This window comes from Lysinibacillus sp. FW301-JW8, assembly GCF_058788755.1.
Window position 1 is genome coordinate 75,637 of record NZ_JBYTBB010000003.1, and the last position, 17,434, is coordinate 93,070.

General features: G+C 36.1%; 20 protein-coding genes and 1 pseudogene. 2 read left to right on the plus strand and 19 right to left on the minus strand.

Annotated features, from left to right (window positions below; genetic code table 11):
• Positions 1-10 precede the first annotated feature (10 nt).
• Positions 11-676, plus strand: a pseudogene (locus tag AC3WOM_RS02110) (ABC transporter substrate-binding protein); the annotation flags it as partial.
• A gap of 219 nt (positions 677-895) precedes the next feature.
• On the opposite strand, the gene AC3WOM_RS02115 reads toward AC3WOM_RS02110, so the two are convergent.
• The 11 genes from AC3WOM_RS02115 to AC3WOM_RS02165 form a co-directional block, all read right to left on the minus strand.
• Positions 896-2,548, minus strand: coding sequence for a sensor domain-containing diguanylate cyclase (locus AC3WOM_RS02115; RefSeq protein WP_492444677.1), 1,653 nt, complete (start codon positions 2,546-2,548; stop codon positions 896-898).
• A 110-nt stretch (positions 2,549-2,658) separates the two neighbouring features.
• A complete protein-coding gene (locus tag AC3WOM_RS02120) occupies positions 2,659-2,907 on the minus strand; it encodes a hypothetical protein (RefSeq protein ID WP_427549742.1) in 249 nt (82 codons plus the stop codon).
• Complete coding sequence (locus AC3WOM_RS02125) at positions 2,900-3,403, minus strand: RNA polymerase sigma factor (RefSeq protein WP_492444769.1); 504 nt, start codon at positions 3,401-3,403, stop codon at positions 2,900-2,902. The genes AC3WOM_RS02120 and AC3WOM_RS02125 overlap by 8 nt, the downstream gene beginning before the upstream one ends.
• A gap of 7 nt (positions 3,404-3,410) precedes the next feature.
• On the minus strand, positions 3,411-3,791 hold the full coding sequence (locus tag AC3WOM_RS02130) for a group-specific protein (RefSeq protein WP_429990036.1): 381 nt from the start codon (positions 3,789-3,791) through the stop codon (positions 3,411-3,413).
• An 8-nt stretch (positions 3,792-3,799) separates the two neighbouring features.
• Entirely contained in the window at positions 3,800-4,549 is a 750-nt protein-coding gene (locus AC3WOM_RS02135) for an ABC transporter permease (protein ID WP_492444678.1), read from the minus strand.
• Positions 4,546-5,268, minus strand: coding sequence for an ATP-binding cassette domain-containing protein (locus AC3WOM_RS02140; protein WP_492444680.1), 723 nt, complete (start codon positions 5,266-5,268; stop codon positions 4,546-4,548). The genes AC3WOM_RS02135 and AC3WOM_RS02140 overlap by 4 nt, the downstream gene beginning before the upstream one ends.
• Positions 5,269-5,481: 213 nt before the next feature.
• On the minus strand, positions 5,482-5,898 hold the full coding sequence (locus AC3WOM_RS02145; protein ID WP_427549732.1) for a pyridoxamine 5'-phosphate oxidase family protein: 417 nt from the start codon (positions 5,896-5,898) through the stop codon (positions 5,482-5,484).
• A 97-nt stretch (positions 5,899-5,995) separates the two neighbouring features.
• A complete protein-coding gene (locus AC3WOM_RS02150) occupies positions 5,996-6,355 on the minus strand; it encodes a winged helix-turn-helix transcriptional regulator (protein WP_427549730.1) in 360 nt (119 codons plus the stop codon).
• 175 nt (positions 6,356-6,530) lie between these two features.
• A complete protein-coding gene (locus AC3WOM_RS02155) occupies positions 6,531-6,992 on the minus strand; it encodes a MarR family winged helix-turn-helix transcriptional regulator (RefSeq protein WP_427549728.1) in 462 nt (153 codons plus the stop codon).
• Positions 6,970-7,416 (minus strand): EVE domain-containing protein, encoded by a 447-nt coding sequence (locus AC3WOM_RS02160; protein ID WP_427549726.1) that lies wholly within the window; start codon positions 7,414-7,416, stop codon positions 6,970-6,972. The genes AC3WOM_RS02155 and AC3WOM_RS02160 overlap by 23 nt, the downstream gene beginning before the upstream one ends.
• Positions 7,413-7,841, minus strand: a complete 429-nt coding sequence (locus AC3WOM_RS02165; RefSeq protein ID WP_492444683.1) for an SRPBCC family protein — start codon at positions 7,839-7,841, stop codon at positions 7,413-7,415. Before AC3WOM_RS02165 ends, AC3WOM_RS02160 begins: the two co-directional genes overlap by 4 nt.
• Positions 7,842-8,084: 243 nt before the next feature.
• Between AC3WOM_RS02165 and AC3WOM_RS02170 the strand changes: the two genes are divergently transcribed.
• The gene (locus AC3WOM_RS02170; protein ID WP_492444685.1) at positions 8,085-8,573 is read left to right on the plus strand and encodes a hypothetical protein; all 489 of its coding nucleotides are present in this window, start codon (positions 8,085-8,087) and stop codon (positions 8,571-8,573) included.
• A 76-nt stretch (positions 8,574-8,649) separates the two neighbouring features.
• Here the strand turns inward: AC3WOM_RS02170 and AC3WOM_RS02175 are convergent, their stop codons facing one another.
• From AC3WOM_RS02175 to AC3WOM_RS02210, 8 genes are all read right to left on the minus strand, one after another.
• Positions 8,650-10,623, minus strand: a complete 1,974-nt coding sequence (locus AC3WOM_RS02175) for an ABC transporter substrate-binding protein (protein ID WP_492444686.1) — start codon at positions 10,621-10,623, stop codon at positions 8,650-8,652.
• Between the two features lie 129 nt (positions 10,624-10,752).
• On the minus strand, positions 10,753-12,045 hold the full coding sequence (locus tag AC3WOM_RS02180) for an alpha/beta hydrolase (RefSeq protein ID WP_492444688.1): 1,293 nt from the start codon (positions 12,043-12,045) through the stop codon (positions 10,753-10,755).
• Positions 12,046-12,057: 12 nt separating this feature from the next.
• A complete protein-coding gene (locus AC3WOM_RS02185; RefSeq protein WP_492444771.1) occupies positions 12,058-12,147 on the minus strand; it encodes a hypothetical protein in 90 nt (29 codons plus the stop codon).
• The gene (locus AC3WOM_RS02190) at positions 12,119-13,135 is read right to left on the minus strand and encodes a DUF1648 domain-containing protein (RefSeq protein WP_492444690.1); all 1,017 of its coding nucleotides are present in this window, start codon (positions 13,133-13,135) and stop codon (positions 12,119-12,121) included. Before AC3WOM_RS02190 ends, AC3WOM_RS02185 begins: the two co-directional genes overlap by 29 nt.
• A gap of 7 nt (positions 13,136-13,142) precedes the next feature.
• The gene (locus AC3WOM_RS02195; RefSeq protein WP_492444692.1) at positions 13,143-13,520 is read right to left on the minus strand and encodes a GntR family transcriptional regulator; all 378 of its coding nucleotides are present in this window, start codon (positions 13,518-13,520) and stop codon (positions 13,143-13,145) included.
• 405 nt (positions 13,521-13,925) lie between these two features.
• Positions 13,926-14,303: a carboxymuconolactone decarboxylase family protein gene (locus AC3WOM_RS02200; protein WP_492444693.1), complete on the minus strand. Its 378-nt coding sequence runs from the start codon at positions 14,301-14,303 to the stop codon at positions 13,926-13,928.
• A 220-nt stretch (positions 14,304-14,523) separates the two neighbouring features.
• Entirely contained in the window at positions 14,524-15,897 is a 1,374-nt protein-coding gene (argH, locus tag AC3WOM_RS02205) for an argininosuccinate lyase (RefSeq protein ID WP_492444695.1), read from the minus strand.
• A 239-nt stretch (positions 15,898-16,136) separates the two neighbouring features.
• Positions 16,137-17,330, minus strand: coding sequence for an argininosuccinate synthase (locus tag AC3WOM_RS02210; RefSeq protein ID WP_427548428.1), 1,194 nt, complete (start codon positions 17,328-17,330; stop codon positions 16,137-16,139).
• Between the last annotated feature and the right edge of the window lie 104 nt (positions 17,331-17,434).

The window sequence follows — 17,434 nt, forward strand, 5'->3', positions numbered from 1 at the left end:
TCAAGGGCAGGACATTGTAGATCTTGGAAATGAAGATGCTGTATCTTTAGAAACAGCTACTAGTCTAAAACCAGATTTAATTATTACGTTTGCCGAAAAAAATGTAGAGCAATATGAAAAAATTGCACCGACGATTGTGTTCAGTACAGCTAGCTACGACAGCGTGGAAGCAGAAATTACAGCAATCGGCGAGATGTTAAATCACCAAGAGGATGCGAAGAAGTTTATAGCAGATTACATGGCACGTGCAAAGGTAGCTGAAGAAAAAATTAAAGCCGTAATCCCAGAAGGCATAACATTCTCACTATTTACGTTAACAGAGAAAGAAATTGCGGTGATTCCAAGTGGTAACTCAGGCGGTGAAGCGATGTATGATTTATTAAAACTTACAGCACCAACATCTATTCAAAAACTAATAGAAGATAGTAACGGAGATTGGCAGAAGCAACGTATTTCATGGGAAATTGTAGGTGACTATGTAGGGGATTATGTGGGGATTTTAGATTATGATCAAGAATATGAAACGACTTTTACATGGAGTAATTTGGATGTCGTAAAAAATAACAAAGTGATTACATTCGATGGGAAGTACTTCTTCGCAGCAGATCCAATCTCTGTTATCAATCAAGCAGAGCACATGGCAGAACAAATTATTGAATTAGTACAAAAACAATAAAGTGAAACTTCACTCAGTGAGTGTTTTCCCATCCTTGAGCGCGCTATCGAAAATGGGGCTAAACGTGGGGCTAGTTCATAACTAACCCCCACTCAAACCACTTTATAAAGGCACTAACCATACCTTTAATATTATACTTCCTAAAGAATCTTTATTTTATAATCATTTCCAATTTATTGTAATTCATTTAATATAATCTCCTTCATCTAGATTCTCCTTTTAGCTATTTAAGTTCGAATCTACTTGATTTGTGCTATCATACACTCTAAGCTGATTTCTACCACTTTCCTTGGCAATATAAAGAGCTTGATCAGCCTTATCAAGTAGCTCATAAAATGTTGAAGCATCGCTGATTTGACCATACTCTGCAATGCCAATACTCACCGTTACATTGATCTTTAAATGGTCATTTGTATATGGATTCGCTTCTACATTTTCGCGAACTCTTTCTGCAATTTTTATGGCACTTTCTATTGATGTATCTGGTGATAAAATAACAAACTCCTCTCCCCCATACCTTGTAATTAGATCAACTCTTCGCACAGAATTAGAAATGATGTTGGCCACATGCTTTAACACTTCATCACCAATTAAATGTCCAAAAGTATCATTAACCTTTTTGAAAAAATCAATATCAATGGCTATACATGAACAAGCATTTTCATCTTCTAAACATTTCTCAAAAACAAGCTCTCCCTGCTCAATCAGGTAACGGCGGTTATAGAGCTTTGTCAGCTGACAGGTTACCGATAATTCCTTCAATAAAATTGTATCCTGTCTGACCTTGGTGCTCATGTCATTAAAGGATGAACAAAGCTCCTGAAATTCCTGTGCATAAGGCGCCAGCTGCTGTTCATTTATTTGATACTCATAATTTCCTTGCTGTACCTTTCCAACACCTGTCAGAAGCTGTTGAATGGGTTCTTCAATTTTTTTTGAAAGCTGTAGCATAACTCTAATGGTAAAGAATGACCCTATGACAATACATATGGCTATGAGAAGAAATCGAATAATGAGTGGCTTTAATGCATCGAATAAACCAATTTCTGAAATAATAAACCATTTCCCTTGATTGATCGACTTACTTTTCGCAAACACCCATTTCCTGTTCATGTCTTTATAAATATGAAGGTCATTTGCAGTATTATTGACAGCGAAATTAAGAATATGCTCATCCACTTTGAATTGTTCAGATAAGTTATCATTTTTTCCGACATTTAATGCAGTCAGCATCATGCCATCCTGATTCATAATATAGGCATGTCCAAGAAAGCCGACCCTTGATTCATGAAGTAGCTGATTGATTGTCTGGACATTCACGGTTCCAAAAACTACTCCATTAAATTGTTGCTGCTCATTTAAAATGGGTGAGGCAAATGCAACAATAGGCTGATTGGTAACCTTACTGATTAAAATATCTGTGATGTAGGGTTGTTGTGTTTTTTTAGCAATTTGAAAATACTCTCGATTTTGTACATTTACACCTGTCCCATTTGTTGAGAACTCAGTAACTGTATCAAATTGCACAATGCCCTTTTTATTGACGAAGATCAAGTCCGCAAAATCTGTTTTATCTTTAAAATCTTGAAAAAAAGCTTGTGCCTTTTCATAATGATAACCTTTTACAAAGTCTAAATTAGCAATAGTATGTATATCACCGGAACGTTCTGTTAACCAGCTTTCAAAAAAATATGTTTGAGCATTTAAATAATTTACCATCTCTTCATTTTGATGTTGAATGGTTTGTCGGAACTCAATGAAAAGAGTTGGAATAAATATACAAAGTCCAATGATAAAAGTAATGAGTATAAGTGCTCTATGAAGCTGACCTCTTATCTTGTTTGGCTGTGGAATATTTCTAAAAACCTTCAAAGATATTCACCCCCCCAAAATAAATCTAAAATACAATAAATAGTACTCTATTCATTAAAAATACCACAATCTAATGACTGTGGCAGTGAAATATTTAAGAGTTATTCATTTTATTGTAACAAAATTTGTAGAATTGTAATAAATACAGCTGTGACGATAGGCAATAGTTTCAAAGAAGTGTAGCCGACCGAGGATGAACAAATAGGTTCTAATGGATCTTTCGTAGGAGAGGCTAAATACTGGATAAAACGTTGCCAGCGACTTTTCTTATATGTGATTAGCTGCTTGGGAATCTCCACTTTATCATGATCTAAGCTGTCTTTTAGCCATTGCTCCTTGTTAAATTCATTTTTAAGCATCGAAATCCTCCTTTAGCTCTTCCTTTAAAGCCTTTATCGCATTATGTAATCTTGATTTAACGGTACCAAGTGGGATGGACAAAATTTGTGCAATTTCCTCCTGTGGCAAATCATGATAATACACAAGCAAAATAACAGCTCGTTGCTTATCAGGTAATTGAAGTATGGCTTCTTGTATCGTTAATTTTTCATCAGTCGATAGACGACGACTTTCTGTTGGTACTAAAAACGGAAAGAGTGTGCGCCACTTTTTACGTCGATTTAATTTATTGATCATTAAGCGATAAGCGATTTGAAATAAAAATGCTTTAACCGTTCCCTTTTGCTGATCAAAATCCTGCTTTATATATTGTAAACGCTCAAAGGTATCTTGTACAATATCAATACTTAGCTGCTCCTCACGAGTATAGCGAAATAAAAAGCAGTATAGAGGCTCATACAAACAACTATAGAGCTGTTCAAAGCCCTCAATACCGCCATTTTTATAGACCTCCATCCACTCCTCATTGCTCATCATCTAGCTCATCCCCCCAATGAGCCTTAATGGACTTTAATGTCATGGATACACGTGTAACTAAGTTTGCGACTATTACAATGACCCATGCTTGCGATTGATTTGTAAAAAACTGCACATATGGATTTTCGATTGTTTGTGAGAAAGACAAAAGCATATTTAATGCCTGCATACAAAGTATTGTATATATGGCTAAAACGAGCGTTAACGTATCAAATACATTCCAACGTAAATAAATTGTTGTTTTTTTATAATTAATTTTTCCATTTTCGCGAACAATATATTTTTTATTCATCTGGATTGTAATTCCCGAAATAATAATCGACCAAATGCCAATAACAATTAAAGATACAATAAATCCAATTCCCATTAAATCACCTACTTACTGGTATATACTTTTTTAGCGATGGCTGCTAGAACCAAGCTAAGAATTGTTAAAATCATAAAATACTGATATTGCGGAAGCCAAGTTTCTCCTATTAAATTTAAAGACACTTGCAAGCTATCAAATAAATATAGCATCGGGTTCCAGATTAAGAAAATAAAATAATCCTGGGGGTTTTTTTTCGCTAATGTTAAAAACATCGTTGACATTTGTATGGAAAACATAAATAACATCATAATCGGTACAAGCATACTTGTTGCCACTTTTTCATTTTTGAATAGACCTGCCAATATAAAGCTCAATGGATACATTGCCACTAATACAAAATTACTCATTAAAATAACTAACAGAAATGATGATAAAGAAATATCAATTATAAATGAATAACCAGTGAGTAGTAACACTAAAAATAGATTTAATAATGTAAAGACACCAATTCCCATCCCTATATAGTAAGTGTGTGGCTTAATGCCTGTACGCTGCACCCATTGTAGGGTTTTATTGGCTTTCATATCTGCTAAATAAATTGTAGCACTAGAAAAAGAAAAGAAAAAGATTAGCATTATTATAGAAATCGGTAAAAACTGACCTTTAATCAAAAAATTAAATGATTCTTCAGTCATCACGGTTTTAGCAAAAAATGATACGATCATAAACATAAATCCTGGTAACAAATTTCCAATAGCCATTCCTGGGTTACGAATACTTTCCAACATATACATACGTGCAATTTGCTTGATCATCCTGCTTTTCCTCCTAAAATTTGACCTGTCGCTTCGTAATAAAGACCTTCAATTCCTGGCAATCTTGCGTCAGTATATTTATTATAGAGCTCATCTTGTGTAGCATTTTCAATGATTTTACCCTCTTTCAAGATGACAACATAATCAAATAATGGCTCTAATCCTGCCACCTCATGACTAATAATAATGAGCAATTTATTACGCTGACTAATTTCCTGCTGTAGGTAAAACATCAATTGCTTTTTCTTTGTTAAATCTAAATCAGCAAATGGCTCATCTAATATAATGATTGGTTTATTTAATAAAAAAGAAAGAAAGATGGATACTGCTTTTCGCTGACCGCCTGACGCATTTTTCAACAAAATATGATCATACGTTGGTAACCCTAATATTTCATATAGCTCACCCAAATCAATCCTATTGTTTGTCAATGTAGTAAAAAGAGCAATCACTTCACGAATTTTAAGATGCTGATAGCTTGAAAAAAATTGATATTGCAGCGCTACCTGCTCGTGTACATTAACGGACGAACCCTGGATTTGCATAGTACCCTTATCTGATTTTAGATCGCCTGCTATACACTTTGATAATGTAGATTTCCCCGCTCCATTTTGGCCAAGCAATAAATAGCAGTGGCCCCATTTAAATGTAGCTGAAACACCGTTCAATACGTTTACACCATTAAATTTTTTCACAATATCCTTTACAATAAGTTCCAAAATATAACCTCCCTATTTTGTATTTCACTTACTATACAAACAGGGATCATGAAAAGTTCATTTTATTTTTTAAAAAACAAAAAAAGTTTTTTCTATCACCATTACGCACTCAATCCTTCACGTTCAATAGGAAGAAGCATTAAAAAAAGCCCACACGCTTGTGCAGACTTCATAGCTTCTAACATATTGTGAAACCAAGAATTTTCTACTCCATTACACTTCAAAGGTTTTGGAAGAAAAATTGTTATAGTATCTTCCAGACAAGCAGGTAAATTTTAATACACAGTAATCAGGATCCGTTACACCAAGTGGATAATACAGTGTATCGCCATCTTGCCAGATTAACTCCTTAGATGCCAGATCCTCTAACACTTCCATAGTTCCCTTGAACATTACCCCTTCAAAACGCTTTTGATCGCAAAAGTAAATGCTTGCCCTTTGTTCATTCCGGAATTGGGCTACCCGCATAGAGGACGTATTCGTTGTAAAATAAAAAGTATGAAAGCCCTCCCTTACGCGTGGTGCAAGCATGGCCTTCACTTGAGGAAACCCCTCATGATCGATGGAGCCTACGAATGCCGTATTTTGCTGTTCTAGCAGCCTGTTAACTGAATTCTGTAAATTATTCATTTAAGTATATACTCCTTTCTGATTCAATGCTGTCTAGAAACAGTATACGGAGCTTTGAAACTATCGAACAGTACCCACTTTTTCGTAAGTATCTTTTTTATTCAATGAATCCCCTCATTCTTAAGAAATCTTCCATTCCATGCTCCTGCATTAATTGAATGCCCACATTTTGCATAATTTCTACTGCTTCGTAGAGTTTTTTACCTCTCTCGCTTAAACGATACTCTACTTTTAATGGATAACCTTCAAAAGAGGTTTTTTCTATAATGTTGAATTCCATTAAATCGTTTAGATGCTCTAATAACATTTTTTGAGTAATTCCTTGAATATCTTTAACAAGTTGTGAAAGAGATGCAGGTCCTTTGGCAAGTTGCCATAAAATCATAGGCTTCCATTTTCCTCGTGTTATATCATGGGTTAATTCTAACGGACAAGTATATTGATTTCTCATTTTCATCTATGTTCACCTCCGCCATTTATTGTATTTTAATATGTTGGTTTAGCGTATCATAAAAGAGGTTGGAATATGTATATTTCTGTTAAATAAAAAGCGCGAGAAATCAACGTCTCTCAAATTGATTTCTCACGCAAATTAGGTTTTACATAAATGATTTTTCTCTACATTAAAACTCTCACTCATCCACTTCTGCTTTTAGAGATAGCAGTGAGAGTAGCTCCTCATTAAAACTATGTTGCTTATCGTGAATAGGCTTAAAAAATTGGGCATCCGTATTTTCAACAATCGGTAACGCAATTTTAATTTTATTTGACCCCTCCTCAGTTGGTGAAAGTAGTATTTCGCGCTTATCTAAAGGGTTTTTGTTTCTACAAATAAATCCTTTAGCCTCAAGTGTTCTGACAACATCTGAAACCATCATACTATTTAATTTTGTAAAATCCGCAAGTTTTTTTTGAGTAACCGTCTCACCATTTACATGTAGAAAATCACAAGCAGTTAATAGTACAAACTGGACATGTGTCAGATCTATCTTGCTCAGTTCCTTTATAATCATCCTCTGCCAAGCTTGCGTAACTTGCCATAATAAAAAACCTGAGCTTTCTTTTGGATCATTAAACTTCGATTTCCAATCCACTAAAATCCACCCCCATTGCATTTGCAATTGTCATAAAATCTTGTTTAGTTACTTCAAAATGTCCTCTACGAAATAATAAACCTACATTGGCGTTTTCAGATACGAATGTTAGCTTTGATTTGATAAGTGCAAAGCTTATACTTTGACAGGGCTGATACAATATGTCCAACCTGTAGGGAATAAATTGAGGAGCCATTTCCACTCGATAAATGTACCCTGACTTAACCGTTCCAATAGCAGTAAAGGCTTGAAGAGGATTGCCGTCTGGATATTTGGTTTTTGGCGAATAGTATATTAACCAATCTCCTGCTTTCATTCTCTTTAAAGGTGCATATTTTCCATGACAAAGTTGTGCAAACCCACCTTTTTCACCTATTTTAACATGTTCTTCTGATACAACCCCTATCCAAAATCTTTGCTTCATGAGATATCACCACTAGCAAGCTGGTTTAAATTGGACATACTACTCGGAATTTCGTGTGTAATCATAGGACCAATTTGATTCCCAATCATTTCCGCATTCAGTCCTGATAGGATTACACTATGTGTCACCTTTGTCTGCAAACCAAGAACTTCTATTTCATGACGAAAATCCATCTTAATGCTTAACTGTTCGAGAATTGTTGTATTGGTGAAAAGTTTATTTTCTTTCACTTCTGTAAGCGTAAATAGCAAAGGTTCCTGTCCTAGAAGTGTTAAATACCCTGTGATACCTTCTTCAAATGGCCCATCAATTTTCACTTCCATTATACTACCGTCCCATTTTTTCCATTTATCAACATTGCTATATAGCTTCCAAATAGCTTTTGGTGTAGCTTCAGTAATAATCGAATTCTCATATTTCCACATAATTATTCACCCATTCTTAAATTAGTAAGTGCACTTATCAATAATACTAAGCGCACTTATCATCTTTGTCAATAAAATTTGATGTAGAGGGTAATCATAAGCGAGAACGTTTTTTCATAATTTCCCTTCTAAAGTCCTAATTTTTTTTAAACTAATTTTAACCTTGATACGCTAAACTATTTTTTTAGGGAATGTAGAAAAAGTGTTTAATTCTTCCCTGATCATTTTTTAGGAGGATATTCTATGAAAAAATTAGTTATTGGTAGCACATTAGCCGTTGGTTTATTATTTGCAGGAGCAGACCAATCATCTGCAGCTTCCATTCAAGGAGTAGGCAATCAGGGGATGGCTCCCATTGATTTATCTTCTGTCGATTTAGAAACAGCCTTAATAATGGTTCAACAGCAAAGAACAAACCTATTAGAGAACCAATTACAAACACAATTGACAGAGGTTCAAGCAAGAAATGAACAACTAGCTAACTTAAATGACCAGATTAACCAATTAAATGTAGAAAAAGCAGCTACAACTGATACAGCAAGGCAAGCAGAAATTAATGGGCAGCTTCAAACAGTAAAAGGTCAAATCGATACACTAAGCAACTCACAGCAAATGGATATGCTGCGCCTGCAAAGTATGAACAATAAACGAAATGAAGCTTTTGATGCAATGACAAATTTTGTGAAGAAAATGCAGGATAGTCGATCATCCATTATCGGCAATATGCGCTAATTTAGTATGGATGCATACAAAAATAGACTTGCCTCTTAGCTTAGCAAGTCTATTTTTAACGATTATTTAAATGAACTTACTTTTTTCCCAATAAAACCTTAACAATTTTATCAAGCTGCATTTCTAATGAGTATGGATCTTCCATGACAAATTCATCTTCAAATTCACCATACATATATACATTGCCATTTTTAACAGCAGGAGCTCCCTGCCAAATTGGGCTGTTTAAAATTTCTTTGGCATCTTCCTGTGAATTTACATAAACAAATACATGATCACCTAAATACTGTGGCAATACCTCTAAAGAGATATTTTCAAATCCTTCTTTCATATTTAACGCTTGTTCAGTAGGAGGTAATTTCAACATCTGATAAATCGTATTACTACCATAATTTCCACCATCAGCAGCTAGCACATACAAACCTGTAGGGCTTAATTGAACGACTGAAACGGTTTCTCCTTCTTTAATAATACCATCTATTTGTTTACGAGCTTCCTCAACCTTGTTCTTGTACTCCTCTATCCACTGGTCTGCTTCTCGTTCCTTTCCAAATACTTCTGCAATTCTTCTGAATTTTTCTAATGGCCCTGCAGTCGAAAGCTCCTCCCAATAAGGGATAAAGACTGTTGTGCCAATCTTTTCATATTGCTCGATATTTTCTTCTATGGACCCAATAATTAAATCTGGCTCCAACATAATCAGTTTTTCAGGGTTCATTGGAAAATTACCCAAATTCTCTATTTTAGCTAATATCTCTTTAGAAATATCTGATTTTTCAATCCAAGCCTCCTGTAACATCCCTTCTCGTACACCAACTGGAATAATACCTAGCTTTAATAGTTGTCCCATATACTGATCTGAGGCTACTCGTTGTGGTTGTGCAGGCACTTCTACATCACCTCTTGGTGTAGAAACAATTCTTGTTTTACCTTCCTGTACAGCCTCTTGTCCGCTATTTGCTTGTGTTTCCACTTGATTTGATGCTGATTGTGAAGTATTTGTATTTGTTGCATTTGAGCATGCTGCTAGCAACAATGAGAGGCACATAAACAAGGTCATGGCCTTTAATTTCATGTTTTTGTACTTCGACATTTCCATTGCTCCCTTTCGTTGATAATGATTTTCAATTTCATCATCAATATACCACTCGAATGGATCTGGGAGAATAGCATATCTTCTTTTCCAAAGTGGCAAATCTTCACCTTGCCGTTTTTGTCTCCATTCTACTTTATATTGAGCTGGGGATACGCCCTTATGTCGTTTAAAGCTACGACTCAATGAATGTCCATCAGGGTACCCAACATGCTCTGCAATTTCCTGTAACGTAGCTTCTGTTTCCAAAAGTAATTTCGCTGCCTTATTTACCCTTATTTCGCCTAAATAATGAATAGGACTCGTATGCATTTTTTCTTTAAATAGCTTTGATAAATAGCCTACACTACAGGTTAATTCCTGTGCTAATATTTCAAGCGTCAGGGGTTTATAATAATTTTCTTTTATATAGCGAACTGCCTCCTCCACTATATCTGGCTTTAATGGACGAATTTCCTGTGTCTGCATCTGCCGTACAAGCTCATAGACAAATTGATAAAATAATGATTTGATATGTAAATTTTTCAGCTCTTTGTCAGATGATTGTAACCAAATACTATTCATCTGCTCAGCTTTGTCAAAAAGAGCAAGTTGATTATGGGGTGCAAAAGCATACTGGTATTGGAATGGATTATTTGTTTCCAATAAGGCTTCAATATCTTGTCGTTTAGGTAATGGGAGAATCGCTTTATAGAAAATCATAAAGTATTCAAAATCTTTCTCTGCGACAATCTCTATATGTATCCCTTTTCCTGCATGAAGGACATAAAATGGTTGTACCATATGCCTGCTTTTGTCCATCCAAATTTGTGCACTGCCTCTCTTTGTATAGAGAAAGGCACTGGATGGCAATCGGTAGGGACCAAAGTCCTCCCCTTTCTCCATTATAGTAAAGCGTACATCCATAATTTTGATATATGCGTGATTCCACAAAAATATATGATCACTTAATTTCATCGAGGTAAAGCACTCCTTCTATCTTGAACCATTGTCATTTAACTAGTTTAACAGAAATTCAAATAATTGATAATGATTCTCATATAAAAACCTAGATGAAGTTACTGTACAACTTCATCTAGCTAGGTCTTACTTTTCATTTTTAATAAATTGCTGAAGTGCTGGTAGCAATTCTTCATGTAGCGGTAATGTAGGGTCTGCATAGGTTGCTAAATTCCCAGCGCGATCTGTTGGGGCCTTTTTCAACACATGGTTCATGTCCTTCATATAATGCAGCTCGGCATCTTGTTTACCTTTCTTTAACGCTTCTACATCTGTTGCTACTATTTGAATATCATTCGTTCCTTGAATAAGTAAAACGCGGCAATTCACTTTTGCAAGTTCATTTGCAGGGTTATACTTTAACCAAGAAATCATGTATGGTTGAACGGAAGAACGGAATAATGACTGTAACTCAGGAGAAACGTTCTTTACTTGTTCACCTTTTTTCAGGGATGTAAGGGCATCTGTCGTTTCTTTTAGAAGCGCAGGCGCTAACTGGCCTTTCAATTGCTCTAATAGAATTTCATCTGCTGGTCTTCCAGCACCTGCTATTGAAACGAAGGATTCTACATTTGTTTTTTGGGCTGCTAGTAAACCGATAAGCGAGCCTTCGCTATGACCAATAATATGAACACTTGTATAAGCTTTATCAGCCAATAGAGTATTAATCACTTGAACCGCATCATCCACATATTGATCAATGGTAATATCCTCTTCCTTTGTTAAAAGGGACATATTATCGTCAAGTCCACGTTTATCATAGCGAACTGTTGCGATGCCCTCATCGGCCAATCCTTCCGCAATCATTTTTAAACTATTATTTTTACCAGCTATAGCAGAATTACCATCCTTATCAGTTGGACCAGAGCCTGCTATAATAAGAGCAACTGGAGATGGCTCTTTACTAGCCTTTTGAAGGGCCACTGTTAACTCACCATTTTGAACGGGAATTTTCAATGTTTCATACGTAACAGGTTGTTTAGGTTGTTCTTTATAGGGTTTTAATATCAGTGGCAATTTCCCACCATTTTGTTGAAATGTTGCTTCAATTTGCTCATCTTTTAATGTCCCGTTAATTTCAACAGCCGAGCCACTTAAGTTGATAGAAACCTTTACTTGATCGCCATTATATTGAATGTTCTGAAATGGATAATTGGATAATCCTTGTACAGGAACTGATAATGTTCCACTATCCTCTTGCAAATCAACAATAATCGGAAGTGCTCCATTTGGCGTCTCGATATTTCCTTCCCATTTTCCAATAAATAATGTGTTCATGTCATGTCCTCCTTTAGTTTCTGATCCTTTTGTGTTATTTTCCTTCTGAGCGCAGGCTGTTACTAATAAGAGTGCGCAGCAAAGAAATAAAAGCTTTTTCATACAATCTCCCCCCTATATAAAAATGATTAATAAAATCGGCAAGAATATGACGAGTACAATGATATAACTCCATTTATTCGCAAGATTCACGGTCCAACCAATACCAAATTTTTTTTGCTAAAAATGAAGGATCATTTTTAGTGATGTAAAAAATGCCTAATTTCCAATATCGATCATCACTTGCAGAAGTTTCGTTTGTATGTAATTCATCAAAGCGTTCATTACTTTTACTTAACTTCCAAATAAAGAATATTAGTCCACCAAATGAAATGATATTAAACATCATAAAAAGTGGGAAAAAGTAAGAAGCTGCTTGATTTTTGAAAATCACCGTCGAGTAATGTAAGATAACTAGAAGAATGGTCATACTAAAATTAATTGCAACGAAATACCAGCTTCCATATTTACGCTGTTTTAGCTCTCTATTGACAGACGCTTCTTTCGCTTGGGCACTCAATTGTATTTTGGCACTCATCATACCTCTACTCATGATGAAAAAGTTAATTTGGATTCCTAGTAAAATAAGCGGCGATTCAATAACAGATATCCATGTTTTTTCTGTCCAACCGTCTACTTCACCCGCTGCATTCCAATGGGTTACAAACGTGTCTGGGATGGAATCATAGTTCATGTATGTAAAGGTTATTAATGCTAATGTCATAATAATAGGAAATGTAAAAAATATAGATGAAAGCGTTGCATTTTTTTCCCTTACCGAAAGATCCGTGACATAAACAGTTTTCACATGGGCTTCCCAATTTTTTTGTTTTTTTAGGTGTTTAGTTTTCATATGATAAAACATATAGAGACCAGCTGATAAAAGTTGCGTGACGTAAAGTAGGATAAAGGTTAATAAACTAAATTTTTCTTCTTGTATGTGCATAAACAGTAAAAAAACTTGGCCAAAAACAAGTACTCCTGCTATGCTTCCTACCAACATGCTGTAGTGCATTTTAAATAAACGTAATTGTGGGTGCTGTACGTAGGGCTCTGGAATGGAAACACCAAACACCGATGTTTTTCTCGTCAAATGTGGTGTAATTGATCCCACTACCCCAACTATGATAAAGATGCTTAATAGTAAAAGCATATTATCCCTACTTCCATTGTTTTAAAATTCGCTGGAACAAACTTGACATTTGATCTTTTTCAAGACCCCGTGCAAACGCTTCAGCCATAATCGGCTTTAAAGCATTTTCTACTTTTTCAACTTCGACTTCTTCTAGCTCTCGCTTTTGGCCACCAATAATGATCGCTTTTGCTTTTGGCTTTAATTCTATCAAGCCTTTTTCTTCAAGTTCATGATAACTCTTACTCACTGTACTAACATTAATTCCTAAATCTGTAGCCATAGTACGCACAGATGGTAATGTATCACCGTTTTTGAGCTCTCCTTTAGCAATTAATTCAATTAATTGATTGGCTAATTGTTTATAAAGTTGCAATTCACTGCTTGGATCTAATTGTATTTGCATCTTATTCCTCCAATCTGTATCACTTATCACCAAACAGAAATCTGTCATACATAGGGTAATACAGTTTTTAATTAAAGTCAAATTACAATAAAAAAAAGGACCCAGAATAATTCTGGATCCTTGGACACTTATGGCTTCTATTTGATTTTTATCTGTATTGTTTTTTGCTTCATCTTAAGCTACAACAAAACAGAATTTTCTGCCTCACCTATTACTTAAGTTTTAGAAGCTCACCTGATACAGTTGTGGCGGACTTTCCTGAGATTCCTGGTCTTTGGGTGTTTGACTACTCATTCTACATCCTCCTCATCAGATTAGATTAATAAGTGTTTCCGTTCTTAATATGAGCCACATATGAACTATTTATTCATGAAATCTACATTTTATTGTAGCAAAAAAGTTGCTTTAAGCCTTTTCTTTAAAAACTTGTTGTGCAATAGTTAATGCATTTTGAACACGCGGGAAGCCAATATAAGGCACTAGCTGTAATAAGGCTTCCACAATTTCTGTCTGTGTTAAGCCAGCATGTAAGCCACGTTTTATATGTGTTTTTGTTTGTGGTGCAGCGCCTTGTGTTACCACTGCGGTAATAACAACGAGTGCTCGGCTTTTAGCATCTAGTCCTGGACGCGAATAGACAACACCGTAGGCAAATTCAATAATCATTTTACGTAAATCTGGTGCTACGTCAGCCAGTGCATCTGATTCAATCATTTGGTCTGCTTCTTGCTCCGTAACATATTGCTTAATTGTTTCTAACCCCTTTTTAAAACGATCATTCATTTCCAATCCCCCCAAAAGATAATCATTGTATTTCCTTATACAAAAACCCCAATTCCGCGTCTCCAGAATTGGGGATTGTCCTTCACATATGTAAGGGTCTCTTTTTCACTTCACCCTCTGGCTCCGTTGAAAAAGGAAGTAGTTTTTTCATAGTGCCTCACGGGACAGCTTTAATGAATATCTATGCAAAAGTCACAGGGACATGCACGCAAAATTGGATTTAAGTAAGGCAGGCCTTTGCTTTGTCGATTTGAATTTTTACCTGATCAAAGCCAGTACCACCTAAAGAATGACGACGTCGAACTGCCGCTTCTGGTGCTAACACATCGTAAATATCTGCTTCAATTAGTTCACTTTCTTGTTTCATGTCTTCAAGTGATAAATCTAATAAATAGATGCCCTTTTGAATACAAGTGAACACAAGCTTTCCAGTTACTTCATGTGCCTCACGGAAAGGCATACCCTTTGTTGCAAGGTAATCTGCTAGCTCCGTCGCATTGGAGAAGTCAGCATGTACTGCCTGATGCAAGCGCTCTGTCTTAACAGTCATCGTGCGAATCATACCTTCAAAGATTTTTAGTGAGCCAAGAATGGTATGAACTGTATCAAACATACCTTCTTTATCCTCCTGCATATCTTTGTTGTATGTTAATGGCGTGCCCTTTAGAACCGTTAGTAAGCCCATTAGGTTTCCATAAACACGTCCTGTTTTTCCACGGATTAACTCAGCCATATCAGGGTTTTTCTTTTGTGGCATAATGGAAGAACCTGTTGAAAAGGCATCATCCAACTCGATAAATTTAAATTCATCTGTTGACCATAAAATAATTTCCTCTGCAAAGCGTGATAAATGCGCCATTAATAATGATGAATTGCTTAAAAATTCAACGATAAAATCACGATCACTTACCGCATCCATGGAGTTTGCATAAACCTCACTAAAGCCTAAAAGCTCTGCTGATTTTAATCGATCGATTGGGAAAGTTGTCCCAGCCATGGCACCTGCCCCTAAAGGTAGGATATCAATGCGCTTAATCGATTCTGTGAAACGTTGTTTGTCGCGCTCTAGCATCCAGAAATAGGCCATTATATGATGTGCAAATGAAATTGGCTGTGCACGTTGTAGATGTGTATAGCCTGGAGCAATTGTTTCTACATGCTCCTCAGCTTTTTCAAGTAATGTTTTTTGGAAAGTTTCAATTAATCCAAGGGCTTCATTAACACGTTTCTTTAAGAAAATATGCATATCAGTAGCTACTTGATCATTTCGGCTACGACCTGTGTGAAGCTTTCCGCCTACAGGGCCAATTAAGTCAATCAGCATTTTTTCAAGATTTAAATGGATATCTTCATTAGCAACAGTAAATTCAAGCTCATCTGCAATTGCCTTTTCCTTTAGCTGTGCAAGACCGCCAAGAATAGCATCTACGTCAGCTGCTGGTAAAATACCTGTTGCACCAAGCATCGTAACATGTGCAACGCTACCTTCTAGGTCTTCTAGAACAAGCTGTTGGTCAAAGCCAATCGATGCGCCGAATTCATCCACCCATGCTTCGGCTGATTTTTGGAAACGTCCGCCCCAAAGTTTTGTCATAACAGCTCACCTTTTCCTTTATTTCTTTATCAATTATGCTTCTAATTGCGTCCGAAGGCTTTAGACCAACAAACGTTTTTTCGCGATAGCAAAGCGTCAGCAGCATGATGTTGGTCTCTCAGGCGTTTTATAAAATTCTTAGCCTGAGTTCACTCTTTCAGCGATTTTGAGCACATTGCTGTAAGCAAGTTAAAAGGTGTAGCACAGCGCATTGCTACACTACACCTTGCTTGTTAAAATTATTTTTTATTGACAGAAGAGTTCACTACTGTTGGCAGACCCCATAATTCGATAAAGCCTACTGCTGAAGCGTGGTTGAATTGATCTTCTTTTGAGTATGTTGCTAGCTTTTCACTGTATAGTGAATTTGGCGATTTACGTCCTTCTACAATCGCATGACCTTTGTATAGTTTCACACGTACTGTACCATTCACATACTGCTGTGATTGTGCAAGGAATGCTTCAAGTGCATCACGTAATGGTGAGAACCATAAACCATCATAAATTAATTCAGATAGTTTTTTCTCAATAACTGGCTTGAAGTGTGCTAATTCTTTTACAAGTGTTAAATCTTCAAGCTCTTTATGAGCCGTTAACAGCACTTTTGCTCCAGGAATTTCATATACTTCACGAGATTTAATACCCACTAAACGGTTTTCTACATGGTCAATACGACCAACACCATGGGCACCAGCTACTGCGTTTAGTTCTTGAATTAAATCAGCAAGCTTCATTTCTTTTCCGTTTAATGCAACTGGTTTACCAGCCACAAATTCGATTTCTACATATTCTGCTTCATCTGGAGCATTTTCAACAGAAACAGTTAAACCGTAAGCTTCTTCTGGCGGTGAAACCCATGGATCTTCCATGATTCCCGCTTCGTTGGCACGACCCCATAAGTTTTGGTCAATTGAGAAAGGTGAATCTAATGTTGCAGGAATCGGCACATTATGTTTCATTGCATATTCGATTTCCTCATCACGGCTCCAGCCCCATTCACGTACAGGTGCTAATACCTCTAAATCTGGATTTAATGCTTTAATAGAAACCTCGAAACGAACTTGGTCATTTCCTTTTCCTGTACAACCATGAGCTACTGCGTCCGCACCCACTTGGTTGGCAATTTCCACTAACTTTTTCGAGATTAATGGACGAGAAAGCGCTGATACTAATGGATATTTTTGTTCATACCAAGTATGTGCTTGTAATGAAATCAATGCATAACCTTCAGCGAATTCATCCTTTGCATCTACCATATAAGATTCAATTGCCCCTACTTGAAGAGCTTTATTTTTAATAAACTCAAGATCTTTCCCTTCACCCACGTCAAGACATACTGCAATAACGTCCCAACCTTGTTCTTTTAACCACGGAATTGCTACAGAAGTATCAAGACCACCTGAGTATGCTAATACTACTTTCTTATTTGCCATTAAAAATGCGCCTCCAATTAATCTATGAGATATGTATGTTTATACATTCATATAAAAGTTTATACACGAATAGTAACACGTTATAAAAATAAACACAAGTGTAT

Coding starts and splice junctions, on each gene's coding strand:
- AC3WOM_RS02120 (WP_427549742.1), bottom strand. CDS start 2,907: ATGCTTAAAAATGAATTTAACAAGGAGCAATGGCTAAAAGACAGCTTA.
- AC3WOM_RS02125 (WP_492444769.1), bottom strand. CDS start 3,403: ATGGAGGTCTATAAAAATGGCGGTATTGAGGGCTTTGAACAGCTCTAT.
- AC3WOM_RS02130 (WP_429990036.1), bottom strand. CDS start 3,791: ATGGGAATTGGATTTATTGTATCTTTAATTGTTATTGGCATTTGGTCG.
- AC3WOM_RS02135 (WP_492444678.1), bottom strand. CDS start 4,549: ATGATCAAGCAAATTGCACGTATGTATATGTTGGAAAGTATTCGTAAC.
- AC3WOM_RS02145 (WP_427549732.1), bottom strand. CDS start 5,898: ATGAATAATTTACAGAATTCAGTTAACAGGCTGCTAGAACAGCAAAAT.
- AC3WOM_RS02150 (WP_427549730.1), bottom strand. CDS start 6,355: ATGAAAATGAGAAATCAATATACTTGTCCGTTAGAATTAACCCATGAT.
- AC3WOM_RS02160 (WP_427549726.1), bottom strand. CDS start 7,416: ATGAAGCAAAGATTTTGGATAGGGGTTGTATCAGAAGAACATGTTAAA.
- AC3WOM_RS02165 (WP_492444683.1), bottom strand. CDS start 7,841: ATGTGGAAATATGAGAATTCGATTATTACTGAAGCTACACCAAAAGCT.
- AC3WOM_RS02170 (WP_492444685.1), top strand. CDS start 8,085: ATGAAAAAATTAGTTATTGGTAGCACATTAGCCGTTGGTTTATTATTT.
- AC3WOM_RS02175 (WP_492444686.1), bottom strand. CDS start 10,623: ATGAAATTAAGTGATCATATATTTTTGTGGAATCACGCATATATCAAA.
- AC3WOM_RS02180 (WP_492444688.1), bottom strand. CDS start 12,045: ATGAAAAAGCTTTTATTTCTTTGCTGCGCACTCTTATTAGTAACAGCC.
- AC3WOM_RS02190 (WP_492444690.1), bottom strand. CDS start 13,135: ATGCTTTTACTATTAAGCATCTTTATCATAGTTGGGGTAGTGGGATCA.
- AC3WOM_RS02195 (WP_492444692.1), bottom strand. CDS start 13,520: ATGCAAATACAATTAGATCCAAGCAGTGAATTGCAACTTTATAAACAA.
- AC3WOM_RS02200 (WP_492444693.1), bottom strand. CDS start 14,303: ATGAATGATCGTTTTAAAAAGGGGTTAGAAACAATTAAGCAATATGTT.
- argH (WP_492444695.1), bottom strand. CDS start 15,897: ATGACAAAACTTTGGGGCGGACGTTTCCAAAAATCAGCCGAAGCATGG.
- AC3WOM_RS02210 (WP_427548428.1), bottom strand. CDS start 17,330: ATGGCAAATAAGAAAGTAGTATTAGCATACTCAGGTGGTCTTGATACT.